21 protein-coding genes are annotated in these 24088 nt (G+C 43.5%); 11 read left to right on the forward strand and 10 right to left on the reverse strand.

Annotation, left to right across the window (positions count from 1 at the left end):
* Window positions 1-21: 21 nt before the first annotated feature.
* From rlmKL to ACHUFM_RS05035, 3 genes are all read left to right on the forward strand, one after another.
* Entirely contained in the window at window positions 22-2193 is a 2172-nt protein-coding gene (gene rlmKL, locus ACHUFM_RS05025; protein ID WP_394180165.1) for a bifunctional 23S rRNA (guanine(2069)-N(7))-methyltransferase RlmK/23S rRNA (guanine(2445)-N(2))-methyltransferase RlmL, read from the forward strand.
* A gap of 92 nt (window positions 2194-2285) precedes the next feature.
* On the forward strand, window positions 2286-3143 hold the full coding sequence (purU, locus tag ACHUFM_RS05030) for a formyltetrahydrofolate deformylase (protein WP_394180167.1): 858 nt from the start codon (window positions 2286-2288) through the stop codon (window positions 3141-3143).
* A 162-nt stretch (window positions 3144-3305) separates the two neighbouring features.
* A complete protein-coding gene (locus ACHUFM_RS05035; protein WP_231908859.1) occupies window positions 3306-3569 on the forward strand; it encodes a formyltetrahydrofolate deformylase in 264 nt (87 codons plus the stop codon).
* A 77-nt stretch (window positions 3570-3646) separates the two neighbouring features.
* On the opposite strand, the gene ACHUFM_RS05040 is transcribed toward ACHUFM_RS05035, so the two are convergent.
* On the reverse strand, window positions 3647-4717 hold the full coding sequence (locus tag ACHUFM_RS05040; protein ID WP_394180170.1) for a DUF3549 family protein: 1071 nt from the start codon (window positions 4715-4717) through the stop codon (window positions 3647-3649).
* A gap of 99 nt (window positions 4718-4816) precedes the next feature.
* Between ACHUFM_RS05040 and ACHUFM_RS05045 the strand changes: the two genes are divergently transcribed.
* The 5 genes from ACHUFM_RS05045 to can all read left to right on the forward strand — a co-directional run bounded on the left by ACHUFM_RS05045 (window position 4817) and on the right by can (window position 9679).
* Window positions 4817-5155 carry a YqcC family protein gene (locus ACHUFM_RS05045; protein WP_394180172.1) on the forward strand — a complete coding sequence of 113 codons (339 nt, stop codon included), beginning with the start codon at window positions 4817-4819 and terminating at the stop codon, window positions 5153-5155.
* A 3-nt stretch (window positions 5156-5158) separates the two neighbouring features.
* Window positions 5159-6016 carry a DUF1853 family protein gene (locus tag ACHUFM_RS05050; RefSeq protein WP_394180174.1) on the forward strand — a complete coding sequence of 286 codons (858 nt, stop codon included), beginning with the start codon at window positions 5159-5161 and terminating at the stop codon, window positions 6014-6016.
* Between the two features lie 67 nt (window positions 6017-6083).
* Window positions 6084-8099 carry a putative bifunctional diguanylate cyclase/phosphodiesterase gene (locus ACHUFM_RS05055; RefSeq protein WP_394180176.1) on the forward strand — a complete coding sequence of 672 codons (2016 nt, stop codon included), beginning with the start codon at window positions 6084-6086 and terminating at the stop codon, window positions 8097-8099.
* A 92-nt stretch (window positions 8100-8191) separates the two neighbouring features.
* Window positions 8192-9040, forward strand: coding sequence for a putative RNA methyltransferase (locus tag ACHUFM_RS05060; protein ID WP_394180178.1), 849 nt, complete (start codon window positions 8192-8194; stop codon window positions 9038-9040).
* Between the two features lie 3 nt (window positions 9041-9043).
* The gene (gene can / locus ACHUFM_RS05065) at window positions 9044-9679 is read left to right on the forward strand and encodes a carbonate dehydratase (protein WP_394180180.1); all 636 of its coding nucleotides are present in this window, start codon (window positions 9044-9046) and stop codon (window positions 9677-9679) included.
* 102 nt (window positions 9680-9781) lie between these two features.
* Here can and ACHUFM_RS05070 read toward each other — a convergent pair whose 3' ends face one another.
* Both ACHUFM_RS05070 and ACHUFM_RS05075 read right to left on the reverse strand, forming a co-directional pair.
* Window positions 9782-10735, reverse strand: a complete 954-nt coding sequence (locus ACHUFM_RS05070) for a LysR family transcriptional regulator (RefSeq protein WP_394180182.1) — start codon at window positions 10733-10735, stop codon at window positions 9782-9784.
* Window positions 10736-10825: 90 nt separating this feature from the next.
* Window positions 10826-12016, reverse strand: a complete 1191-nt coding sequence (locus ACHUFM_RS05075) for an AGE family epimerase/isomerase (protein ID WP_394180184.1) — start codon at window positions 12014-12016, stop codon at window positions 10826-10828.
* Between the two features lie 130 nt (window positions 12017-12146).
* On the opposite strand from ACHUFM_RS05075, the gene ACHUFM_RS05080 reads away from it, so the two are divergent.
* Entirely contained in the window at window positions 12147-13394 is a 1248-nt protein-coding gene (locus ACHUFM_RS05080) for an ROK family transcriptional regulator (RefSeq protein ID WP_394180186.1), read from the forward strand.
* 4 nt (window positions 13395-13398) lie between these two features.
* Window positions 13399-14892, forward strand: coding sequence for a TyrR/PhhR family helix-turn-helix DNA-binding protein (locus ACHUFM_RS05085; RefSeq protein ID WP_394180188.1), 1494 nt, complete (start codon window positions 13399-13401; stop codon window positions 14890-14892).
* Window positions 14893-14954: 62 nt separating this feature from the next.
* Here ACHUFM_RS05085 and ACHUFM_RS05090 read toward each other — a convergent pair whose 3' ends face one another.
* The 4 genes from ACHUFM_RS05090 to ACHUFM_RS05105 all read right to left on the reverse strand — a co-directional run bounded on the left by ACHUFM_RS05090 (window position 14955) and on the right by ACHUFM_RS05105 (window position 17779).
* Entirely contained in the window at window positions 14955-15113 is a 159-nt protein-coding gene (locus ACHUFM_RS05090; protein ID WP_394180190.1) for a hypothetical protein, read from the reverse strand.
* A 119-nt stretch (window positions 15114-15232) separates the two neighbouring features.
* Entirely contained in the window at window positions 15233-16054 is an 822-nt protein-coding gene (locus ACHUFM_RS05095; protein WP_394180192.1) for an HAD hydrolase family protein, read from the reverse strand.
* 155 nt (window positions 16055-16209) lie between these two features.
* A complete protein-coding gene (locus tag ACHUFM_RS05100; RefSeq protein ID WP_394180194.1) occupies window positions 16210-16557 on the reverse strand; it encodes a HopJ type III effector protein in 348 nt (115 codons plus the stop codon).
* 43 nt (window positions 16558-16600) lie between these two features.
* Complete coding sequence (locus ACHUFM_RS05105; RefSeq protein ID WP_394180196.1) at window positions 16601-17779, reverse strand: Bcr/CflA family multidrug efflux MFS transporter; 1179 nt, start codon at window positions 17777-17779, stop codon at window positions 16601-16603.
* Window positions 17780-18029: 250 nt separating this feature from the next.
* Here ACHUFM_RS05105 and ACHUFM_RS05110 point away from each other — a divergent pair, with 250 nt between their 5' ends.
* Window positions 18030-19889, forward strand: a complete 1860-nt coding sequence (locus tag ACHUFM_RS05110) for an ABC transporter ATP-binding protein (RefSeq protein WP_394180198.1) — start codon at window positions 18030-18032, stop codon at window positions 19887-19889.
* A 160-nt stretch (window positions 19890-20049) separates the two neighbouring features.
* Here ACHUFM_RS05110 and ACHUFM_RS05115 read toward each other — a convergent pair whose 3' ends face one another.
* The 3 genes from ACHUFM_RS05115 to ACHUFM_RS05125 all read right to left on the reverse strand — a co-directional run bounded on the left by ACHUFM_RS05115 (window position 20050) and on the right by ACHUFM_RS05125 (window position 23987).
* On the reverse strand, window positions 20050-21807 hold the full coding sequence (locus ACHUFM_RS05115; protein WP_394180200.1) for an alpha-amylase family glycosyl hydrolase: 1758 nt from the start codon (window positions 21805-21807) through the stop codon (window positions 20050-20052).
* A gap of 72 nt (window positions 21808-21879) precedes the next feature.
* The gene (locus tag ACHUFM_RS05120; RefSeq protein WP_063333375.1) at window positions 21880-23106 is read right to left on the reverse strand and encodes a glycosyltransferase family protein; all 1227 of its coding nucleotides are present in this window, start codon (window positions 23104-23106) and stop codon (window positions 21880-21882) included.
* Between the two features lie 53 nt (window positions 23107-23159).
* Entirely contained in the window at window positions 23160-23987 is an 828-nt protein-coding gene (locus ACHUFM_RS05125) for an HAD-IIB family hydrolase (protein ID WP_394180202.1), read from the reverse strand.
* Between the last annotated feature and the right edge of the window lie 101 nt (window positions 23988-24088).

Raw genomic sequence — 24088 nt, forward strand, 5'->3', positions numbered from 1 at the left:
CTGAACCAAAAGTATTGATTAATGAACCCAAATACAGAAACACCAGAGCAAGTGATGTACGCATTAGAAATAACCTGTCCAATCGGCATGGAGAATGTTCTTGAAAAAGAACTGCACGCTGAAGGCTTAACACAAACTCGCTTAGGTGAAGCGCAAGTTAAACTGACAACGGATTTAGAAGGCATTTACAAAGCATGTCTTTGGTCTCGCGTTGGCACTCGCGTCATGTTGCCCATCGCCCAATTTAAAATGGAATCGGCGGACGATTTGTACAATGGGGTAAAGGCCATTGATTGGTCACAACACTTGTTGGTCAGTAATACCATTGCGATTGATTGCCATGGTACGAACCATCACATTCGTAATACTCAGTTTGGTGCTGTGCGAACCAAAGATGCCATCGCTGACTATTTTGTTGCTCAAACTGGCGAACGACCAAGCGTTGAAAAAAATCAGCCTGATGTTCGGATTGCTGTTCGCATCAAGCGCGATGTTGTTACGGTAAGCATTGATTTGTCTGGCGAGAGTATGCACAGACGCAGTTATCGTCAGCAAGGGGCAATGGCACCGTTAAAAGAAAACTTAGCCGCTGGCTTGCTGTTAAGAGCGGGCTGGGGTGTGGATTCAGATCTGAAACAATTGATTGATCCCATGTGTGGTTCGGGGACGTTTTTGGTTGAGGCGGCATTGATGTCGTTGGACATTGCACCAGGCTTGCGTCGTCAGTACTGGGGATTTAAAGGTTGGAAGCAGCATGATCACCGTTTGTGGCAACAGTTAAATGACTTGGCGAAAAATCGTAAAAAAGACCCTGAAAGTTTAGGAATTCGCTTTCAGGGGACAGATCGAGAGCAAAAAGCCATTGCCGCCGCTCGCGAAAACATTAAGCGAGCAGGTTTAACAGGGCTCATCGAGGTGAGCATGTCGCCTTTCCAAGAGCACGAATTTATCGTTGATGAAGAAGCGCAACCAGGCTTGGTCATTACGAACCCTCCTTATGGTGAGCGTTTGGGTGATGAAATGGCATTGATTGCCTTGTATCGTCAGTTGGGTGAGTGGGTTGTGAAGCATGCTCATGGTTGGCAATTTATGATGCTGACCAGTAATGATCATTTAGCCCGTCAAATCCCTGTTCGACCGGAAAAAAGTACCCGCGTGATTAATGGTGGTATTGAGTGTCGTGCTTATCAATTTCCGGTATCGGACGCCAATATTAAAGCGGACGCGGTCGCCCAATCTGTGATGACACCGGGCGCGCAAATGGTGGCGAATCGTTTGCAAAAAAACCTGAAGAAAATGAAAAAATGGGCCGTTAAAAACAAAATTCAATGCTTCCGTGTGTACGATGCTGATATGCCTGAGTATGCCGTTGCGATTGATTTGTATAACGACTGGGCTCATGTGCAAGAGTATCAAGCGCCAAAAAGTGTTGACCCTGAAAAGGCTAAGCAACGGTTATTCGAAGTGGTGTCCGCGATTCCAGGCGCATTAAACATTGCAGAATCGAATGTGGTGGTGAAACATCGTCAGCGTCAAGCAGGGAAAGGCCAGTATGAGAAACTGGATCAATCACAACATGAAATGATCGTTGAAGAATACGGTTGTGACTTTATCGTTAATCTTAAAGATTATTTAGACACTGGGCTGTTTTTAGATCATCGACCGGTTCGTAAATTGATTCAACAAAAAGCCGACGGCGTGCGTTTCTTAAATCTATTTTGTTATACCGCGTCGGCGTCGGTTCATGCTGGTCAAGGTGGGGCTTTGACGACGTTGAGTGTTGATATGTCAAATACTTACACGGATTGGGCACGCCGTAATATTGAATTGAATGAGTTTTCCGATCGTGATCATACGGTAGTGCGAGCCGACTGTTTTGAGTGGTTAAAACAGAGTCGTGACGAATTTGATCTGATCTTTATGGATCCTCCGACCTTTTCTAACTCCAAAAAAATGGCAGATGTGTTAGACATCCAGCGAGATCACGGCGATTTGGTGAGATTGGCGATGGCGAGGTTGGCCGCTGAAGGTGAGCTTATTTTCTCTAATAATTACCGTCGTTTCCGTTTGGATGACGATTTAATGAGTGAATTTGATGTACAGGATATTACTCGTTCGACATTGGATCCGGATTTTGAGCGTAATACTAAGATCCACCAATGTTATCTAATTAAACATAAATCTGTGCCTTAAGCGTTGGATCCAGTATAATTTCCTGAAAATTAATTTCGATTGTTTGTAAGTTGTTTAACTTGCTGATTTTAAAAGGTTTATAAGTTTCTAGTATGAGAAAAACATTTCGTCTTGTGATTAGTTGTCCCGATCGAGTAGGGATTGTAGCGGCCGTTAGTCAGTTCTTAAACGAGCGTTCTGGTTCGATTATTGAAGCGAGTCACCACACAGACTTAGAGCAAAAGTGGTTTTTCATGCGTCATGATGTTGATGCCGAAAGCCTTTCAATTGACGTGGATACTTTCCGTAAGGAATTTGCGCCAATTGCAGAAGAATACAACATGAAGTGGTATGTGAAAGACAGTGAAGATCGTCCAAAAGTCATTTTAATGGCGACCAAAGAGTCTCACTGTTTAAATGACATCATGCACCGTTGGCACACAGGTGAACTGAACTGTGAAATTGTGGGGGTCATTGCGAACCATGAGGACCTTCGTTCTATGGTGGAATGGTATAAGGTCCCGTACTTCTGCATTTCGGTGCCAAAAGAAAATAAAATGCCAGCCTTCCAAGAAATTGAAGCGCGCATTGATGAAGTCGGCGCAGATACCATTGTGCTGGCGCGTTATATGCAAATTTTCCCAGAATATTTGTGTGAGAAATACAAGCATCGAGTAATCAATATTCACCATAGCTTCTTGCCGTCCTTCATTGGCGCTAAGCCTTATCATCAGGCTGCTGTGAGAGGGGTTAAGTTGATTGGGGCAACGTGTCATTATGTGACTGCGGATCTGGATGCAGGTCCAATCATTGAGCAAGATGTCATTCGAGTTCGTCACAGCCATTCTGCAGAAGATATGGTGCGACTGGGGAAAGACATTGAAAAACTGGTTCTGTCTCGAGGTTTACGTTATCACTTGGAAGACCGAGTGCTGGTGCATGGGAATAAGACGGTTGTCTTTGCTGACTAGGTCGCTAAAAAGTTGATGAAAAAGGGAAGACCTTGCAAAGGCCTTCCCTTTTTTTATGTTTTTTATCTTTTTGTAATATTAAGTTAGTTGAAATTTCGTTTTCCAAAAAAGCGTCTATAGTTATTTTTATGAGTTATTTAACGAGACGGCAATGAGAGGGAAATGATGAAACTCAAGTTAACGCCAACTCAAAATTTATGCGTTGGATTTTTAGAGTCTGGATTCAAGCTGGTCCAGATGGGAGAGCAATATTACTTTGTGAAGGGAGAGAGAAGGCAAAAAGTGCTCCCTAAAACGTTGGATGCTTTAGTTAACCGAGGTGCGTTGTCTTATACAGATCAAGGGGATTATATTTTAAGTGCTGAGTTTGTAGCTCATCGTAAACGTATGAGAGAAACCAACGAAGCGGTTCCTGTGCGTCATTAAGTGGTAGTTCTGCTTGTTTAACCCAAACCTTTCATTACTGAAAAGTTTGGGTTTTTTTTGAGCTTTTTTAATCTTATTTACTGGATGGAGCTTGGGGTTTCGGTAAATAAGTGACCCACTGCCTGAGCTAAGTTAGGACTAATGCGCTCACTTCGTAATAGCTGCCATAATGGTTGCTTGGTTTCTGGGTGTTGACTTAGTTCAGCGGTGATCTGTTTGAAGGCAATGTAACCGTCATCACGATGGGCGAGTTTTTCCATCACAATTCTAAGCAGTTGCGGGTTGGCGCTCAGCCAATGAGGGCACTTGGCGGCTAACGCTGCGATCAAGTGAATATCGTCATCTGTACAGCTGGCTAAGTCTCCTAGAGTACCAAACAAAGGCAGCAGCAAGCGATCATTGAATGGCGCTTTAGATAGGCCACGTACATAGCTGGCCTTTAATAACGCATCTTGCTCAGACGACAGTTTCGCTATCAATACTTCTTGCAGGCTCTCTGGTAAGTGTTGATGCTCTAAGGCGTGACAAAGAGCAGACACAAAGGCAGATGGTGCGTCCGTAAGGGCCTTTAATGCAAGATCACAATGAGTTGCGTCATCCATACGAACGGCCAGTTCGGCAATGCCTTGTAGGCCAAGATTTTGCCATTGGTCTCCTTGGGCGGAAATGTCACTTTGCAGATATTGAATCACATCGTGATAGTAATGAGACGCCGCTTTGTTCAAATCTTTGGCTAGTCGTGCGTGAAAGCTGGCCATGCGCTCTTGATCTGGTTTAAAAGCATAAGGACTATCTTCTAGTGCTTCTGATAAGCCTTGTTGTTCCCCCTTATGAAGGATTTTATCGACAATGGTTTTGATAAAATGGTCTCGGGTGCCTAAATTCAATGCGCCAGCTTCGTCCAGCGGTAACTTCAAAAACCAAATCACCCCTTCGTTTAAAACGTCATCTTTTGTGGCGTTTTTGTCTTTTAATAGGCAAGCTAACCATGCATGCTGTCGAAACGGGTAGGGATAAGCCTGTTGCTTACGGTCAAATTGGATGGCTTGCTGCGGCGTTATTTTGTTAAGGCAGCGTCCAAGATCGTAGTAGGTTACATCACAACCGACCATATCAAATAAGTCGGCAAGGGATTCAATTTTATTCATGCTAAATATTTGCTCAAGTGGCCGATAAATTACCCAATGTATTATTCATCGGTGATAAACAGAAAACCTATTTTACCGTTTTTATAAGGAGAAATCAGGTTGAATCAACCCTTTTCTGATCATCATACCCTAGCGGACCTGTTGATCGCATTGCAGATCAGCTTGCAAGACAGTGGACTCTGGGAATGCGAGCAACCCAGTCAAGAAGCATTACAAAGTCAGCAACCTTTTTGTATCGATACTATGTCCTTTGAGCAGTGGCTTCGATACGTGATGATAGAAAAATTTAAGCACCTTTTGCAAAGCGGTTCGGTTTTACCTAATCGTTGTCATATTTCGCCCATGGCAGAGGAGGCGTTTAAAGGAAATGCTGATGTTGACTTGGATCGTATAATTGGCTGCCTTGATCAAATAGACCAACATTTGAGTGGTCAATAAAGGATGTTGCCTTTGGATGCTAAGCAAGTATTGAGCGACTTGGAGTGGCTGGTGGATGGGCATTATATTCTTGCTGATTTTCAGTTGAAGCCATACTGGCGAACGGATTGGCAGGAAATACTTGCTTTGCACAGACAAAATCCAGCCTCTTTGATGGCAAAGCTTGAGCAAACGAAATCTCATTTCTTAGGCAGCTATTTCGAAGCCCTATTCAGCTTTGCTATTGCTGAGTTATCTGTACTAAGCATCCAACGTGAGCACTTTCAAATTTCGCGCCAAGGCAAAACATTAGGAGAAGTAGACATGCTTGTCGCTCTGCCTGATGGCTCACTGCAGCAGTTTGAGTTGGCCATTAAATTTTATCTCCATCGACCTGATTTAGCGCCCAATGACTGGATTGGGCCCAATAAGAATGATAGTTTGGTTAAAAAGGTTACTCGGGCTCAACAGCATCAATTACAAATTCTTAAGACAGAAGAGGGGGCTGATAGCATTCGGGATTTGTCTTCTGGTGGTGACATTCAGGCCAGTTTACTGATGTTTGGTCGTTTATATAGAGGGCTGCACACGGAATCTGATTTGGATGAGTGGTGGCGCGAAAAAGGTGGCGCGTGGCTTCGAGCCGGTGATATTTTATGGTTAAGGAAATACTTTTCGTACTTTATTGTTTTGGAAAAACCACATTGGATGGCTTTTCCGTGTTTTCAGGAGGATTTTACTTTCTTTTCTCCTGAAACTGCATACAATCTTGTAGGCAATTTCCTACATGATGGTCGCCCTTTGCACCTCTGTCTGAGTTCTACTGGATTTGAGGCAGAGGGTATAAAAAGGCATGTGTTTGTGGTTCCCGATACGTGGTGAAAACGGCTTGTCTAGCCAGTTATATAGTCGCTGTAGCATCTGATGTATTTGAGTAGTATTAAATTGAATGACTGACTTAGAAGAAGTTCTCCAAAATAAAATGCCATCTGCGGCATGGGTAATTGACGTCGAAAACTCGACTGTGCCCATGTTGAATGAGGCTGCAGAGCGTTTATTAGTCGGCTCAATAGGTCAAATACAGGCAGGTCAACGTCAAATTCCTCCTGCCCTGAAACAGAAATGGCAAAGTCGATTGTCCCGCTGTCAAAAAGGCCAGCAGTTCTTGTGTCGATGGCCTTTTTCATCTGATCCATCGCAAAGTCATCAATGCGTCGGAAGTGCGGTTAAGTTACCTGATGATCGCTATGGCATACTGCTCGAGGTCTCCATTACTGCCATCACTCAACCTCCCTGCGCTGTTCCTGAAAAAGATATGGGCTTGTTGCAGCAGTTTAAAACCTTGTCTTTTGCTATCTTTGCCCTTGATGGTCAATTTATCAACGCCAGTGAGTTTTTCCTTAACCATTTTGGTGAAGTGAAACACATTAATTATTTGTTTGCGGTGTCTTCAGCGGCAAAGAGTTTTATGGCTCGGGTTAATGGTCAGTCTAGTTTGTCACAAGAAATTATGCTATCGACAGCGAATGGCGTTCGTTGGCATAGAATTGAAGCCTGTTTTGATGCTGAATTAGGTCAAATATATCTATTAGCTCATGATATTCAGGAAGAACGAGATCACGAAGTGGCTTTATATCGGTTAAACAATTATGACAGTTTAACCAATTTGCCGAATCGAAACTTGTTGTACCAACAACTCGAAAGCGCCTTGCAGAATGCTAAAAAGCGCGGGCGTCAATTCGGTTTGATGTATTTAGATCTTGATGGTTTTAAGGTGGTCAATGATAACTTTGGCCATCGAGTTGGAGATGAATTGATTCAGCGTGTTGCTGAACGCATTAAGTCGAGCATTCCTTCTGGAGCTTGTTTATATCGCTTGGGTGGTGATGAGTTTGTTGTGGTATTAGAAAATACCAATGCGTTGTCAGAGCTTGAGGACATTGCGCAGAGTATTATGCAAAGTGCCAGTAATACATACCCTGTTGCGAAAATGGAAATGATGATCAGTGCCAGTATTGGGATTGCCAGTTACCCGCAACATGCGGATGATGTCGACAATTTACTGAAAAATGCGGACGCCGCGATGTATCGTGCCAAATCTACTGGGCATAATTTGTATTTTGTCTATGAAAATCAAATGGCCGATAACATTAATGCCCATTTGACCTTGGGTGGTGGTTTGCGCAAGGCGATTGAAAATGAAGAATTTGAATTGCATTATCAACCAAAAGTAGCCTTGCCTGATGAGAATGTGGTTGGTGCAGAGGCATTAATTCGTTGGAATCACCCAGAGTTAGGTATGGTGAGTCCAGATAAATTTATTCCTCTGGCAGAAGAGAGTGGTTTAATTCTGCCATTAGGCGAATGGGTCATTCGTCGTGCTTGTCGTCAGTTACAAGAATGGCGAGAACAGGGTTACCCTGCTATTTGTCTGTCCGTTAATTTGTCGAGTCGTCAATTTATGCAAGCCGATTTGGTGGACATGGTACAGGCGATTCTGGAAGAGACTGGGGTGGATCCTGCGTATCTGGAACTAGAATTAACGGAAAGCATGTTGATGACCGATGCTAAACAGTCAATTGAGAAGCTTCACAGTTTTAGAGAGCTTGGGCTCACTCTGTCTATCGATGACTTTGGCACGGGTTATTCCTCACTTTCTTATCTGAAGAAGTTTCCTATTCAAACCTTAAAAATCGACCGTTCATTCATCCATGATATTGGTATTGACGGTGATAATGATGCGATTGTCAAAGCCACCATAGCGATGGCCAAAAGCTTGAATCTGAAAGTGATTGCCGAGGGCGTGGAGCACAGATCGCAAGTGAATGCTTTAGGGGGGTATGATTGTCAAGAAGTGCAAGGGTATTTGTACTCCAAGCCATTGCCTAGTGATGATTTTGTGCAATTCATGCAAAAGCAAGTGGGCTATGAATCTTTCTCTCTTGTTGAAACGGGTTCCTTATAAAATGCAATTATTCGTCAATTTTCTAATGACCACTTGCGAGCGTATCAGGAACCTTTTAACCTAAGCGCCAGACTGTAATTGACGGATTAACTGTGCCTTCCCTCGAAAATTTATCTTGTCCTATTGATGGTACTGATCTTCAACTTGAAGGTCGAAGCTTAACCTGTGCTAATAACCATAGTTTTGATTTAGCCAAATCAGGCTATGTGAATTTATTACCAGTCCAAAACAAACGTTCGAAAGACCCTGGTGATAGCAAAGAAATGGTGTTGTCACGTCAAACCTTTCTTAATCAACAACATTATTCGCCGATTGTCGACGCGATTTTTGCTTCTTGGCCAAAGCAGCAACTTTTTAGTGGTGTTCGTATTTTGGATGCTGGTTGCGGTGAAGGATACTACTTATCACACCTTGGCAAAGTGTTTGATAAACACAATATTTTGACCGATCGGATTGGTCTGGATATTTCCAAATGGGCCGTGATGTCCGCCAGTAAACGCGATAAAGAGATTGGGTGGATTGTTGGTAGCAATGCCAGTTTGCCAGTGCCTGATAAGCGTTTTGATGTGATTTTATGCTTGTTTGGTTTTCCTGTATTTGATGAGTTTTCACGTGCTTTAGAAGACTCCGGACAGTTGTTGTTAGTCGAATCTGGACCGCGTCATTTGATTGAGTTACGCGAAGTGCTTTACGAGCGTATCCATGATTATAAACCGACTTATCCAGACGGCATTGCCAATTTTGAGTTGTATTCCGAAGAGTCAGAATGTTTTTCATTTGAACTAGATAGCCAAGCAAAAATTCAAGATTTATTGAGTATGACGCCACACATTCACAAGGCGTCATATGAAGGAAAATTGGCCATTCAAAAGATAGAAACGATGAGTATTACCGCCGATATTAGGTTGCGCTGGTATCGAAAAAAGACAGGAGAGAAGTAGATAATGCCAAAGCAAAAAATAGAAGACCTTTTTAAGAAGAACCGTGACTGGGCGACCAAGGTATCTGCAGAAGATCCAGAATTTTTTTCCACGCTATCAAAACAACAGCAGCCGGAGTATTTATGGATCGGCTGCGCGGACAGTCGAGTACCAGCTAATCAGATTGTCGATTTATTACCGGGGGAAGTATTTGTCCACCGTAATATTGCCAATGTTGTTGTCCATACGGATTTAAACTGTTTGTCTGTGATTCAGTTTGCTGTTGATGTACTCAAAGTGAAACACATCATGGTAGTAGGGCATTACGGTTGTGGTGGCATTAAAGCGGCGATGGGGACAGAAGAACATGGCATGATTGATAATTGGTTACGCCATATTAAAGATGTGTATCGTCTTCACCGTGAGGAAGTCGATGCCATTGACGATGAGCATCAACGCTTTGATCGTATGTGCGAATTGAATGTAATGGAACAAGTGTCTAATGTCTGTCAAAGTAGTATTGTTCAAAATGCTTGGAAGCAAGGTCAAGAATTGCATGTTCATGGCTGGTGCTACAGTATTGATAATGGCCATATTACGGATTTAAAAGTCTCAGTATCCGATGCCCAGCAAGCAAAAGAAGCGTTAGAAAACTTATAATAATAGACTTAAATAAAAAGCCTCTGATGCTTTTCTTAAAGGAGCGTCAGAGGCTTTTTTGTTGTCAAATCCTAGGTGTTTAACCCTAATGGCAGCGTTTCTTTAAAGATTGTTGCTTTCCGCAATGGCCTTAGCGCAAACCGCAATGCTAGAGCGCAACCAGATATGACCTGGGTCGTGTTGCAATAATGGGCTCCATAACATTTTTAGTTCGACGGGCTGAATATCAAAAGGCGGAGGTAAAACGGCCACATGAGGATTGTCTTTCATTAGGCGTGTGGCTAAAGAAGGCAAGGTCGCAATTAACCCTAGTTGTTCAGTCGCACGCATAGCGACATTGTAATTACGGGTGAATAGCCGAATATTACGTTTGAAGCCAAGGTCCGCTAACGTGCCATCGACCCAGCCCAGTTTTTGTACCTCTTCGGGCTGAATGCCCACACCAACACCGAAGCCGGTTTTGCTTACCCAAACGTGTGGTGAAGACAAGTAAGTTTCTAAACTGAAATTTTTAGCTATTTCGGAATTGGTTGGGACGAGACAAGAGAATTGGTCGACCCAAACGGATTTCTGATGGAATGACTGCGGTAGGGTGTCAAATCGATTGATGACTAAGTCGACTTTACCTTTTTCCACATCGTGGAAGCTAACATCACTTGGGTTCATTACATCCAAAATGACATTAGGTGCCTCTTCCTGTAATTTTTTCATTAATGGCGGAATGAGGGTGGCCTCTGCATAGTCACTGGCCATGATGCGAAAGACTCGTGAGCTGGATTCCGCCTCAAAATTCTGACCAAGATGTAACACCTCATCCACAGACTGTAGAATATTTTGTACTCTTGGTTGCAGCTGGATAGCAAGCGCCGTCGGCATCATGCCATCACTGGTTCGAACCAGTAGAGGGTCATGAAATAAATCTCTGAGTCGTCTTAGTCCATTACTCATGGCGGGCTGCGTGATACCGAGCTGATTGGCGGCATGAGTCACGTTTTGTTCTCTTAACAAAGAGTCTAAGTAACGAAGTAAATTGAGATCTATTTTGTCTAACTGCATATGGAGAGGGGCCCGTGTCCACTAACAATGGGGCTGCATCATACTCTATTTCTTGAATGAATAGAATGACCGCCCCATTTAGGCTAGAGATTAAATCTCCTTGCTGAGCAGTTCTATGACTTCATAACACGCGCCCATGGTGTGGTAATCGGTTTTGCCTGCCGGGCTTTTACAATCATCAATGGCTTGGTTATCTTGTGTCAGAATACGGAACCATGCGCCATATTGATGATCAATCATGTGCTCCCAACTGTATTGCCAGAGCTGCTGATATTTGTCCCAGTAGTGAGATTGTTGTGTCATCATGGCGAGCATGGCGGCCGCGGCAAAGGATTCGGCTTGTACCCAAAAATATTTATCGCCATCGCAGACCTTACCCTGAGGGTCATACCCATAACAAAGGCCGCCGTGTTGTTGATCCCAAGCTTTTTCCCAAGCTTGATTAAATAGACGCTCAGCCGTTGGAATAAGCCAATCGAGAGGTCGGCGCTGGTGGATTAGTAATAACAGTTTCGCCCATTCTGTTTGGTGGCCAGGCTGAAATCCCCATGGGCGGAATAAATGTTTAGGATCATCTTGGTTGTATTGCCAATCAACTTGCCAGTTCTGCTGGTAATGTTCCCATATTTCGCCATTTGCAAGTTCGGCTTGGCGCAGGCAAATGTTATGAGCCAAGGTTTGTGCACGATCAAGGTAATGGGCTTCTTGAGTTGCATCATAAGCGGCGAGCAAGGCTTCACAAGAATGCATGTTGGCATTTTGGCCTCGATAAGGAGACACAGTTTGCCAATCCGCTGTAATTTCGTCTTTATAAAGTTCGTGACTGGCATCCCAGAAGTGTTCTTCCATTGTTAAAAAGGTTTCTTCTAGCCAAGATTTTGCTTCATTGATACCAGCTTTGTAAGCCATTGAATACGCTAACATGACGAAGGCAAAGCCATAACAATGATTGGTTTCATCAAGGTTATCCTCGCCATTGAGTAGCCAGACATAGCCGCCATTTTCTCGTAAATGGCGCTGCCGCAAGTAGTTAACACCATGTCTAGTGGCATCAAGGTAAGCTTGTTGTGGATCGGCAAGATAGGCTTTGGCATAGTTAAAAACAAAGCGAGTACTACTTACTAGGTGGCGAGTGTCGGCGTCATAAATGTCACCGTTGTCTTTATAGAAATGATAAAAGCCACCTTTGGGATCGATACAACGAGGATGGTAAAACTCGAAAGTAGATTGAATATGAGACTTAAGAAAGTCGATAGACTGAAAGTCTACAGTTGCTGGCATGGTATTATCCTTAAAATGGTCGTGATGACCTTATTATTTTTGTTGCGTGGAAATTGACAATTTGCCGTCAAGTCCATGTCTAATGGTTACGTTATTAAAATAAACGTATTAAATCAACTAGATTTAATAAATGGAAGTGGTTAGTTTACAGGCCTCTAAAAAAGGTAAGGTTGAAATGAAGTCGTCAGGCAGTACTTCTGAACAAAGTCGCATCTACAATGAAAGAATCATTTTACAACTGGTTCGACAGCACCCAGAGATTTCTAGAATTGAAATTGCAAAACGAACTGGATTAAGTGCTCAAACCATTTCTGTGATTACCTCTTCATTGCTTGACAGAGAGTTACTTTGCGTAGTGGGTAAGGTGACCGGTCGTCGCGGTCAGCCTTCTATTAAATTAAGCATTAATCAGCAAGGCGCTTATGGTTTAGGGATTAATGTGGACCGTAATCACATTAGCGCCGCATTATTAGATTTTAGTGGTGCACAAGTTTTATTGTTAGAGCGAGAGGTATCTTTTCCAACCGAGTCTTCGGCGAAGAGCATTGCTCGTGATGTCATCGAAGAAGTGAAGCAAAAGCTTGGTCAGGATTGGTTAAAGGTAAAAGGCATTGGTTTGGCCAAACCAGATTATATGGATTCATGGTTAGACAGTTTGGTAACCAATTCAGATCAGCGCAGCGACCTTGACACGTTGAAGGCTGCGTTAGCTTATTGGCAATCCAGTGCGTTTGAGACTTGGTTGGCTGAGGTGACAAGCTTATCTTGTTTTTGTCAGAACGATGCTGCTGCTGCCGCGACCAGTGAATTATTGTTGGCGCCGAAAGCACCGTCAAAGGATTTCTTTTATCTGTTTGTTAGTACAGCGTGTGGTGGGAGTTTGGTGGCCAATGGTGAATGCTACTTCGGTGCCAATGGAAAAGCAGGCAGTTTTGGCCTGATTCCAACAGCGACAGGGAAGCATGGTCAATGGGTGTTAGAGGCGTTGTCATTATCGTCTCTTCATCGTTATTTAATGGCAAAGGAACTTGCTTGGCCTAGACAAGATTGTGGCTGGTTAGAAGCTTCTTATTGTATGGCCATTGAGAATTGGGCTTGGGAAGTGGCGGAGGAAGTAAAAGCAGCCTTAGTATCTGTGATCGCTTTGTATGATCCTCAGGTTATCTTGATTGGTGGACGATTGCCTGAAGTGGTTTTAACACAGTTGATTATGGCCTTGCGCCGGGCAGTATTGGCGAATATTGTGTTGCCTATGCCTGACATACAAATTGCACAAACGGGTTATACCGCAGGTGTGTTAGGGGCAGCCGTTTTACCACTGTACGAGACATTTGCACCACAGCAAAACGTATTATTGCTTAGCTCAAAAGGGTTGTGAGGTCATGAGGTTAGAAATTCAGTGCGAAGATAGAGTGGGTATGATGCGGGAGGTCTTGGATATCTTTATCCCTCATCAAATCGACATGCGTTTGGTGGAAGCTGACTCTAAGCGACGTTGTATTTATTGCGGATTTTCTGATATTCCTTTTTCTCAACTGCAGAATTTATTGGCTGAAATCCGAAAGTTAGACAGTGTAGAAGACGTTAAAACCATTCACTTTACCCCGTTTGAGCGGGAACATAACGCCCTTTATACCTTACTAGAAAGCCTGCCAGATGGTGTGATTGCGGTTGATCTTGCTGGCCGCATTACCATGGTGACTGAATTAGCAGCGAATGATTTAGGCACATCAGTAACTGACTTGATGTATCAACCTTTACAACAGTTTATTAAGGGCATTCACTTCTCAAAAAGTGCTTGGGCAAACCCCAAGGCGGGCATGAGTAAGAGAATTCGTATTCGTAACAAGACCTTGTTGTTAGAGATGCGTCCCTTCTTTGTTGTAGACGATGAAGGCGGTGACATTCCCGCTGGTACAGTGATTTATTTAAAGTCCGAGCAACGCTTGGATCGACAAGCTGCTAATCTAAAATTAGTGCCTGAAGCGGAAAACCATCTGGAAACGTTTTTTCAGCCAGAAGTAATCAAGAGTGCGGCGATGGCGCATACCCTTAAGCAAGCCAAAGCCTTTGCGGAAGTGAATGTACCATTATTTGTGCAGGGGGAGGTTGGAACAGGAAAGCATCATTTAATCGAAGCCTTATTCCAATACTGGCAGAAGCGCCAATCCGACCAAGACGCTGAGCTGGTGGTCCGTCATGCGAAAGACATTCAGTTTGATGATATTAAAGGCTTAGACAAGCATTCAGGTTGGTTTGTTATTGACCAGATTGAGCATTTGGCAGCAGAACAGCAATTAAACCTATCAAGTTGGTTGTATCAACAAGCGGATTCGGTAACTAGTTTCGATCGGCAAATGCGTTTGGTGACCTTGTCGAGTTTGTCTCAAGCGGGTTTATTGGCTACAGGTCTCGAAGCATCTTTGTACTTTGCGTTAGCCAAAGTCAGATTAATCATGCCTGCTCTTAGGGATCGCCGTGAAGATTTTGAAGGCTTAGTGATGCATTTACTGCGAGACTTAACGGAGCGTTATCGTAAACCTATGCCAAGTCTTTCTAAGGAAGCCTTGATTAAACTGAGTTTACATTCTTGGGATGGGAACTTGTCAGAACTGCAAAATGTGTGTTTGCAAACGTTGTTACAGACAAAAAATAAGAGATGGCAGGCGCAAGACATTGAATTACCAGAAGATAAGCACCTTTCTTTGAGGCTCAAAAATGATTCATTGGAACAAACAGTAAAAGCTTGGGAGTCAACATTGTTGAAGCAGCTTTATCCTCATTACCCAAGTACAAGGCGTTTAGCGAAAGCGGTCGGAATGAGTCACAGTGCTATTGCCAATAAACTCAAAGATTATGGCATCCAAGGGAAATAAAATCCCGCTTTTTGAATGTCGATACTACATTCGCGGGATTTCAAAAAAGAGTTGTGAATAGCTTAGTAAGGACGTTGGCGACGAATAGGTTGACGCTTTTCTTCGCGTTCAATCTTAATCGGCTGCAACTTTGTTTTTGACTGAGACACTGATTTCTGGATATTGGCTACCAAGAAAGCAATAACCGCACAAGCAGCTACGAATAAAACAAATTCAAACATGGCATTTCTCCAAACTAATTATTCTTATAACAATATGGTTCATTATGACCATAGGGTAAAGTGAAATATGTTGTCTTTTCGTTAATAAGGGCGAATTTTATGGTTTCAAGTCTCGCCGCTTATAGGTTGTATCTGGCGCGCAAATAACGAGCAACGCCATCCTCATCATGATGACCAATGACCTCAGTGGCGGCTTCTTTGACATGCAAAAGTGCGTTGTCAGTAGCAAAGGCTTCATCGGCTTGGTCAAACATCGACAAATCGTTATCACCGTCCCCAAAGACGATGAGTTTTTCGGCACCAACTTCTCGCTTTAGTTCCATTAATGCTGAGCCTTTACACACATTACTATGATGAACATCAATCCAATGGGCGTCGGGGTTGTAGATACCGCCCCCTGAATACGCGGTGAGATGATCGTGCTTGTGACTTTCTCGAACGATTTTTTCAATGAAATCTGGATGACCTAATGCGCTGATGTTGGTGATTTTCGAGTGCTTAGTAAGTTCTGTTAACGGGTATAAGCTCATATTTTTGTGATTACCGAGTTCATTGGCAATGTGATCACTCAAGTGGCCAATAAGTGGCGCGTGGTAAACTTGATGTGAGCCATCATCGGCTAAACAAAAGATAAAAGGCGTGATCTTGTGTTCGGCAAAGGTCAGTAATAGGTCAACAATGTGGTCATGATTTAACAAATGACGGTGGCGGTATTGGTTGGCTTGAGGCTCCCACCATTCCACGCCATTCTTAAAAATCTGCCAGTTAGGGAAGTCATGGCCAGCAATGCATGGCATGGCTGCTAGGTGAGTTCGCCCAGTGGCAATGGTGTAAAAAATACCCGCAGCTTTGAGCTTCTCAAGTGTTTCTAGGGTGTAATTAGACAACCGCTGATGTCGATTAAGCAGGGTGCAGTCTAAATCAAATGCCACTAGTTCCATAGTCACCTCATCTCATTGAGAGAGCACTATCGCATTTTGTGACTTTGAACTTCAACCTTTGTAAGGTTGATTTTTTGTATCTGGCGGTAAGAAAGGTCAAGTTAGAAGAAAAAGTAGGACGGTTTTTTATTTAGATTAACCATCCTACTTCAGCATTACTTTTCAGTTAATGCTGGCGCTGAAAAAACAATGCCTTTCCAGCCATTTAAAATAAACTGACGGATATTTTGGTGATCATTGCCCTGTGGGTTTTGTAGTACATCCACTCGGTAAAAGTCACCGAATAAAGCCAGAGTCTCAGCTTCGTTGAGTTGGTTTAGCGAAGCAAAGGCAAAAATTTTGCAAGAGCCATTGTTTTCATTCGCCGCGTTGGTTTGTTCACCATTGGTAAAGGCCGTTGGCGTGAATTCATATTCATGATCAATGACGGCAATAACGTCTTTAAATGCTACTTTTTCGGGTGATGATTTGACGATTTCAATTAACGTTTGTGTGTTTAGCATGACAACTCCAGCTAGGTTGGTGGTCACCTCAAATACCTTTGTTTTATTTGGTGTATTTGACGGTCAATTTAAAAAGGATGAAGGATATTAATCCGCAGCTCGCCATAGTGGCAAGCATGGGGACAAACGTCCCATTGTGAAAAATACTAACCATCGCACCACTCAGAGCGCCCAAGGCAAACCGTGAGGTGCCCGCCAGTGCAGTCACACTGCCATTGTTGTTACCAGCATTTTTCAAGGCACCTGCCATAAAACCGCTGCTTAAAATACCCATGGGGCCAACAAAAAGCATGCTGGCAAGCATAATAAGTGCTAGGGGTGGTTTTTCAAATAAGCACAATATCAACATAAAGATGGACGCTGCTAGGGGAATAAAACTGGCGTACTTGGACAGCACCTCGGTGCCCAGCTTTTCCACAAAGCGGCTATTGATGGTGGAGGCAACCATCATGGTGACGACGTTTACCCCAACAAGAAAGCCAAAATGAGCGGGATCAACATCATAAAGATCAATATAGACAAAAGAAGAGCCTGTGATAAAACTCATCATTCCGGAAAAGAAAAAGGCGCCAGCAGCAATATAACCAAAAACAGATGGATTCTTAATGAGAATGCCATAATTACGGATAGCGCCCCATAACGAAAAGGGGATACGTTTTTCTTTATAGAGAGTTTCTGGAATGTTGACCCAAAAGAGCACCATGGCAAGAATGGCGACGCCCCCTAAAAAGGTAAAAATAGAATGCCAGCTGAACAAGGTGAGAATGGCACCTCCCAAAATTGGCGCGGCAAGCGGCGCTAATGCCATGACTAACATAATCATTGACATAGCCTTGGCAAATTCATTAATGGATAGGCTGTCTTTTACTAGGGCTGGAATACATACGGCTACCGCTGCACCACCTAATGCTTGTATAGCTCGTCCCATCATGAGCACGTCGTAGCTTGGTGAAAAAGCGCAAATAAAGCTGCCAATCGAAAAGACACTTAGCCCACTCATGACCACTTTACGGCGTCCAATAGCATCGGAAATTGGACCAAACAGGATTTGTATAAAAGCAAAGACAATTAAGTACAAACTTAAGGTCATTTGCACCAAGCTGATATTGACATTCAGATCTTTGGCAATGCTGGGAATACTGGGTAAATAGGCATCGACAGCCAGTGGTGTGAGGCCTGATAATAAACCTAGAATGAGAATAATGGGTAAGGTTAAGGACATAATATGGCTTGAGTGAATCCCAATTGAGACGGTGGCTAAAAGAAAGTAATATTATAACGTTTTTGCTAATATATTAGACGAAATTAATTGTGTAAACACTGAGTAAAGACGTTGTTGGTTATCGTTTGATGCTCCATATTGTGTGGTTTTCAAATGGCTTACATGTTTCAATTTCGTCAACCCACTCTTTTCCCACCGCACCCTAGTCGATGCTTTAACTGATCTGCATCGGGCTGAGACAAGGACTATTATGTTAGGACTTTTTGAAAAATGGATTGCTGCTTATCCTCAACAAGAAGCTAAGCAAGCGCCAAACACACTTTACGCTTTTTGTCGTCATTACTCAAAAGGCGTTGAACTGCCATTGATACTGATGTCGTGCTTAACTGCCTTGATTGCGATTCTAGAAGTAACACTGTTTAGTTTTTTGGGACAGCTGGTGGATTGGTTGATCGATAAAGATCCGAGTACTTTTTTTGCTGAAGAAGGTACGCATTTGATGTTAATGGGGTTGATGATTCTGGTGGCCATGCCGCTGTTAACCTTTTTCCATTCAGCCATTATTCATCAGGTGTTGTTGGGCAATTATCCAATGCGAATTCGTTGGCTATCGCATCAATTTATTCTCAAGCAAAGCATGTCGTTTTTCCAGGATGAGTTCGCTGGGCGAATCTCCACCAAGGTGATGCAAACGTCCTTGGCGGTTCGTGAAACCGTGATGAAGCTGTTGGATGTATTGGTTTATATTGGTGTCTACTTTATTTCCATGGTGGTGTTAATTGCTAAAGCGGATTACCGACTCATGTTACCTATGTTGGGGTGGCTGGTTTGCTATGTTTTGCTGCAGCTTTATTTTGTGCCTAAGTTGAAAAAAATATCGGCAGAGCAAGCCGATGCTCGTTCTATTATGACTGGACGAGTGGTTGACAGTTACAGCAATATCTCAACGGTGAAACTGTTTTCACATCATGATCGTGAAGCAGATTATGCCAAAGAAGGCATGGATGGCTTTTTGCAAACCGTGTACAAGCAAATGCGTCTAGTCACCTTCCTGAATGTTGGTGTACAAGGCTGTAATTATCTATTGGCGTTTGTGATCGCTGGCATGTCTATCTGGTTGTGGTCAGACAGTGTGATTAGTGTGGGGGCCATTGCTATTTCGGTGAGCTTAGCACTGCGATTGAATGGCATGTCCCAGTGGATTATGTGGGAAGTCAGTGCTTTGTTTGAAAACATTGGTATGGTCAATGATGGTATGAAAACCCTGTCCCGTGAGATCGAAATTGAAGACAAACCAAGCGCGCCAGCGTTGCAGGTCACACAAGGTCAAATTGATTACAAAGCGGTGAATTTTCATTACGGCAAAACGGATCGTAAAGTCATTGAGGAGTTGGTTTTATCCATTAAGCCTGGCGAAAAAGTGGGCTTGGTTGGGCGCTCAGGCGCGGGTAAATCGACCATTGTTAATTTGCTGATGCGTTTTCATGATGTTGAATCAGGGCAAGTGTGCATCGATGGCCAAGATATCAGTCAAGTGACTCAGGAATCGCTGCGTGCTCAGATTGGTATGGTGACGCAAGACACGTCATTGTTGCATCGTACTGTGCGGGAAAACCTGCTTTATGGTCGTCCAGATGCCACGGAAGAAGAGATGATTGCGGCGGCGAAAAAAGCCGAAGCTCATGAGTTTATTCAGACGTTAACCGACCCATATGGCAATGTCGGTTACGATGCCATGGTCGGAGAGCGCGGCATTAAGCTCTCTGGCGGTCAGCGTCAGCGTGTGGCCATCGCTCGAGTGTTGCTAAAAGACGCACCTTTGTTGATTTTAGATGAGGCGACATCCGCTCTTGATTCTGAAGTTGAAGCCGCGATCCAAGACAGTTTGTATAAGCTCATGCAAGGTAAAACCGTCATCGCCATTGCTCACCGTTTATCAACCATTGCCGCGATGGATCGATTGATTGTCTTGGACAAAGGTCATGTGATAGAGCAAGGTAGTCATGAAGAATTAGTCAAGGCAAAAGGCATTTATGCGGCGCTATGGGCACATCAGACAGGAGGCTTTTTGGCCGAAGACGTGGTGTTAGAGTCAGATGAAGCCGTATAACACTGATGTGTTTGTTTTGTAGAAGCGTCTTTTGTTGATTCTTTAGTGATAAAAAATGCGACCGTATGATGTCATAAGGTCGCATTTTTATAGAGTTGTTTAAGTACAGCGTGACATGTGTTTACGTTTGATCTGCATTCATGAAGAGCTTCGTCGTCTCTTAATCATCTTTGATTTTCCCCTTCTTATTAGCCAACCAAACAAATTGATAAGGCATTAGGGTGACTTTACCCAGATGATCTTCATATACTTGTTCTGAAACAATATCTGTCCAAATGTCCGTTGCGATTAGATTTAACTCTGACAAGTTAAAATGTTGTGGCTGATCTGTCATGTTGTATACCGCAAAGAGGCTTTGTCGTCTGTCTAGGCTTTGGCGCCAAAAAGCAAAGAGGTTTTCCCCCATGTGCAAGATGTATTGCGTAGCATTGGGGTGGAAAGCCGGTTGAGCGCGACGCACTTTTAACAAGTTAGTGACACTGTTAAAGACTTTTTGATGGTGAGTCGGTGTATTCAGTGCGTGATCTAATTCATCCATGTCCCAAATATGGCGATTGATCGAACGGAAGTGCCCCGTATTATCGACCCGTTCAAAGTCATTTTCTGTCCCGAAAAGACTGTGAATGTAAAACGCGGGAACGCCTTCTAGCGCCATCATCACGCCTGCGGCACACAGGAAGCGAGCAAACTGCCATTGGTCTGGCCCTTGGTGCGCGGAACCTGATAAGGCATCCCATAGACTGATGTTGATCTCATACGGTTTGGCTTCGCCTTGTGGTGTGGTGCGTGAGCTGAGTTTGCCACCAAAACGCTTCATGGTGTTAATGAGTGTTTCCAGTTCCCATTCTGACAACAAACCTTCCGTTGGGCGCAAACCTATACCATCGTGCGAAGCAATGAAGTTTAGGTATGTCGTACCTTGCTGTGCAGGTGGCATGCTCATCAACCATTGTTTTAAGTGATGACAGTTACCCGTGACCAAACTGTTGATCAACAAAGGAGGTAAGGAGAAATTGTAAATCAAGTGGGCTTCGTTGGCGTTACCAAAGTAGGTTAGGTTTTCCTGATTTGGAATGTTAGTTTCGGTGATGATCACAGCTTCAGGGGCATAATGCTCTATCATTAAACGCAATAGACGAATCATTTCGTGGGTTTGGGGTAAGTTAATGCAAGTTGTCCCTGGGATTTTCCAAAGGAATGCGACGGCGTCCAGTCGGAACCAGCGAATCCCTTTTTCTAAATACAGACGAATAATACGAAGGAATTCGATCAAAACATCTGGGTTTTCAAAATTCAAATCGACCTGATCGTGACTAAAAGTACACCATACGTGTTTTTCACCGTTTTGGGTTTTTACTTCACGCAGCAGCGGAGAGGTCCGAGGTCTGACCACGGCGCTTAAATCGACATTTGGGTCTGCTTCATAGAAGAAAGTGGCGCCAGGTTCGACGCCCGCTTTATAGTTTTCAAACCACATGCTGCGACTTGAACAATGGTTGATGACCAAATCACCCATGACTTTAAAATCTTTCGATAAGTTGGACACATGATCCCAGTTACCGGATGAAGGATTGACGGTGGTGTAATCCATTACACTGAAACCGTCATCTGAACTGTAGGGAAAGAAAGGCAAAAGGTGAACAGCGGAAATGCAGCAGGCCAGTTTGCTTTTGACAAAATTATGCAAGGTTTCTAATGGCGCTTCGCCTTTTTTACGCAAGGTATCTGCGTACGTGATCAGCATGACGTCGGACTGATCCCATAAGTTTCTATGAGGTCGAGGCGACTCGGTCGCTGGATCAAGAAAGAAGGTTGCTAAACACTTTCTCGCCAACTCTTTGTGATCAAGTGTTGGGTAAAGAAGCTGCAAATGCGCCATTAACCTTTGCTCTAATTGTGATAAGGGAGCATGTTCCATAGTGAATTCCTGCTATTTCAAGTGATTGAAAACAACGCCGTAGCGCTCACTCAGTTAACGCGGTTAGCCCGATTACTTCGGGCCAAACTCGTTCATATCTTTTTCGACTGCGTCGGCCAGTTGTGACATCACGCCAGGGAAAGCACTGATGACACGATTCCAACTTGGAATAAACGGAGTTTCCATTGGGTTTTCTAAATATTGGTTGCCAGCTTTCATGATGTTGCTGGCAAATAATTCAACGGCCTGTTCTTCCGTGTGCACGTCCAGTTTTAGGCCATTAATTTCAGCATCATTACGGTAAGTTTCGATGAAGTCCAGTGCAACGCGGAAGTAGGTGGCTTTTATTGTACGGAAAGTTTCCTGATTGAAAATGGTGCCATTGGTTGCCAATTTACGGAAAATGGCTTTGGTGATGTCGATGGACATTTTCGATAAGCCACCATCATCGTTATCAGCGGATAAATCTTGATGTTTATGATCGTAAATGTCGGCAATGTCGACTTGGCATAAACGGTTAGGTGAATAGTTACGGTACATTTCACTTAACACACCAATCTCAAGTCCCCAGTCACTTGGGATGCGTAGATCCGTCATCACATCACGACGGAAAGAAAACTCTCCAGCTAATGGGTAGCGGTAGCTGTCGAGATAATCTAAATAATCAAGGTGTCCCAACACTTTCTTCAATGAGTAGAGCAAAGGCGTCACTAACAAACGACTGACTCGGCCGTTCATCTTGCCATTGGCTGCACGAGCATAAAAGCCCTTGCAGAACTCGTAGTTAAAATTGGGGTTGGCTACAGGGTAGATTAACCGTGCTAATAACTCGCGGTCATAAGTCACAATATCGCAGTCATGCATGGCAATTGATTCCGCTTTGCCGGCGGCAAGGTTGTAACCCATACAGAACCAAACATTTCGTCCTTTCCCTGGATCAGAAGGGGAAAGGTTTTCACCTTTTAAAACACTGTCAATTTCTCTTAGTCGAGGGCCATCGTTCCACAGAACTTTATAGTTTTGCGGTAACACACTGAAAAATTCTAAAGCATGGCGGTATTGCTCTTCGGTGGCTCGGTCCAAACCTATAATGATCTCTGATAAATAGGGGACTTGTTGAAGATGCTTAATGATGTTTGGCATGGCCGCTGTTTCTAGCTCGGAATACAAACAGGGCAGAATCAGGGACATAGGACGAGTCTTTGCAAATTCGCAAAGCTCTTTTTCCATTTCTTCAAGGGGTCGGTGTGCTAGGTTGTGAAGCGTGGTGATGATACCGTTTTGATGAAAGTCACCCATTATTAATCTCCTAAAATTGAAATGTCTGTTCGTTATTTTTGTCGAGCCTTGGGTTATAAAATGCCTTGCTTGATTAATACTTGGTTAATAGCTTGTGCCCAACCTTTAGGGCCGTAATCGTCAGTCAACCAAGCGTCACTTCGATTTGGTACTTCTGGTGGCGCATGAACGGGTGAGCGAATCACTACAGGAATGTCGGCTTTGCTGAGCATGCCAATGTCATTCTCACCGTCTCCTAGCGCCATAGTGGTAATGAGTTCGTCGTCCAAATGTTGGCTTTGATACAGGTCTTTTAACCAGAGCATGGCATTGGCTTTATCACAGTCTTTCCCCATTAAGTGGGAAAAACGCCCCCCTTTTTGAATTTGTACCCCATAGGGTTTTAGATAATCGCGAAAGCCTTGTAGAGCTTGGTTGGAGTCTGTCCATACCATAGGTTCAGTGAACTCTCTTTGCATAGCAAGCTTGGCATTTTCTTCGCTTAATCCGGTTAACTTGATTAGCTGGTCAACGCTCATGTCACTAAAACGTTGGAAGGTGAATGCCTCTTGTTGGTCGTCAGTCATTTTGATTAGCGCTTCCCGCTTGGGGCCGAATGCCTTTAGCCAATAATCACCAACCTCTTCTAAAGGTTCTTTAATATCTAATTCAAGGGCTTTTGGAATGTAAATAGCTGAACCATTTTCAACGATAAAAGGGTCAAGGTGGTTTAAGGCTTTTCTGAGTGGAAGTAATTCATGAAAGGTTTTGCTGGTATTAATGACGCAAGGAATAGCAAAAGTTTTAAGAGATAGCATGGCAGACTTTGCTGGTTCGAAGCTGTAGGTGTGGTGATCCAATAATGTGCCATCTAGGTCTGTAAATATTAATAGGCTTGTCATCTCGTTTCCAATTGTGAGTCCATCAAGGTATTGCTGTTGGACGTTAAGGTTAGTCTTGCAAATGTGGTGCCAGTGCGTGACAGTAGGCTTTCCTTTTATCA

It is taken from the genome of Marinomonas posidonica (genome assembly GCF_043643765.1).
GTDB classification, from domain to species: Bacteria; Pseudomonadota; Gammaproteobacteria; order Pseudomonadales; family Marinomonadaceae; genus Marinomonas; species Marinomonas posidonica_A.

Bases quoted from the DNA above. Each gene is read 5' to 3' on its own strand.
- ACHUFM_RS05090 (WP_394180190.1), bottom strand. From the start codon at position 15,113: ATGTTTGAATTTGTTTTATTCGTAGCTGCTTGTGCGGTTATTGCTTTC.
- ACHUFM_RS05100 (WP_394180194.1), bottom strand. From the start codon at position 16,557: ATGCTAAACACACAAACGTTAATTGAAATCGTCAAATCATCACCCGAA.
- ACHUFM_RS05055 (WP_394180176.1), top strand. From the start codon at position 6,084: ATGACTGACTTAGAAGAAGTTCTCCAAAATAAAATGCCATCTGCGGCA.
- ACHUFM_RS05085 (WP_394180188.1), top strand. From the start codon at position 13,399: ATGAGGTTAGAAATTCAGTGCGAAGATAGAGTGGGTATGATGCGGGAG.
- rlmKL (WP_394180165.1), top strand. From the start codon at position 22: ATGAACCCAAATACAGAAACACCAGAGCAAGTGATGTACGCATTAGAA.
- ACHUFM_RS05110 (WP_394180198.1), top strand. From the start codon at position 18,030: ATGTTAGGACTTTTTGAAAAATGGATTGCTGCTTATCCTCAACAAGAA.
- ACHUFM_RS05070 (WP_394180182.1), bottom strand. From the start codon at position 10,735: ATGCAGTTAGACAAAATAGATCTCAATTTACTTCGTTACTTAGACTCT.
- ACHUFM_RS05095 (WP_394180192.1), bottom strand. From the start codon at position 16,054: ATGGAACTAGTGGCATTTGATTTAGACTGCACCCTGCTTAATCGACAT.
- ACHUFM_RS05075 (WP_394180184.1), bottom strand. From the start codon at position 12,016: ATGCCAGCAACTGTAGACTTTCAGTCTATCGACTTTCTTAAGTCTCAT.
- ACHUFM_RS05080 (WP_394180186.1), top strand. From the start codon at position 12,147: ATGGAAGTGGTTAGTTTACAGGCCTCTAAAAAAGGTAAGGTTGAAATG.
- ACHUFM_RS05120 (WP_063333375.1), bottom strand. From the start codon at position 23,106: ATGGGTGACTTTCATCAAAACGGTATCATCACCACGCTTCACAACCTA.
- ACHUFM_RS05035 (WP_231908859.1), top strand. From the start codon at position 3,306: ATGATGAAACTCAAGTTAACGCCAACTCAAAATTTATGCGTTGGATTT.
- ACHUFM_RS05105 (WP_394180196.1), bottom strand. From the start codon at position 17,779: ATGTCCTTAACCTTACCCATTATTCTCATTCTAGGTTTATTATCAGGC.
- ACHUFM_RS05115 (WP_394180200.1), bottom strand. From the start codon at position 21,807: ATGGAACATGCTCCCTTATCACAATTAGAGCAAAGGTTAATGGCGCAT.
- ACHUFM_RS05040 (WP_394180170.1), bottom strand. From the start codon at position 4,717: ATGAATAAAATTGAATCCCTTGCCGACTTATTTGATATGGTCGGTTGT.
- purU (WP_394180167.1), top strand. From the start codon at position 2,286: ATGAGAAAAACATTTCGTCTTGTGATTAGTTGTCCCGATCGAGTAGGG.
- ACHUFM_RS05125 (WP_394180202.1), bottom strand. From the start codon at position 23,987: ATGACAAGCCTATTAATATTTACAGACCTAGATGGCACATTATTGGAT.
- ACHUFM_RS05050 (WP_394180174.1), top strand. From the start codon at position 5,159: ATGTTGCCTTTGGATGCTAAGCAAGTATTGAGCGACTTGGAGTGGCTG.
- can (WP_394180180.1), top strand. From the start codon at position 9,044: ATGCCAAAGCAAAAAATAGAAGACCTTTTTAAGAAGAACCGTGACTGG.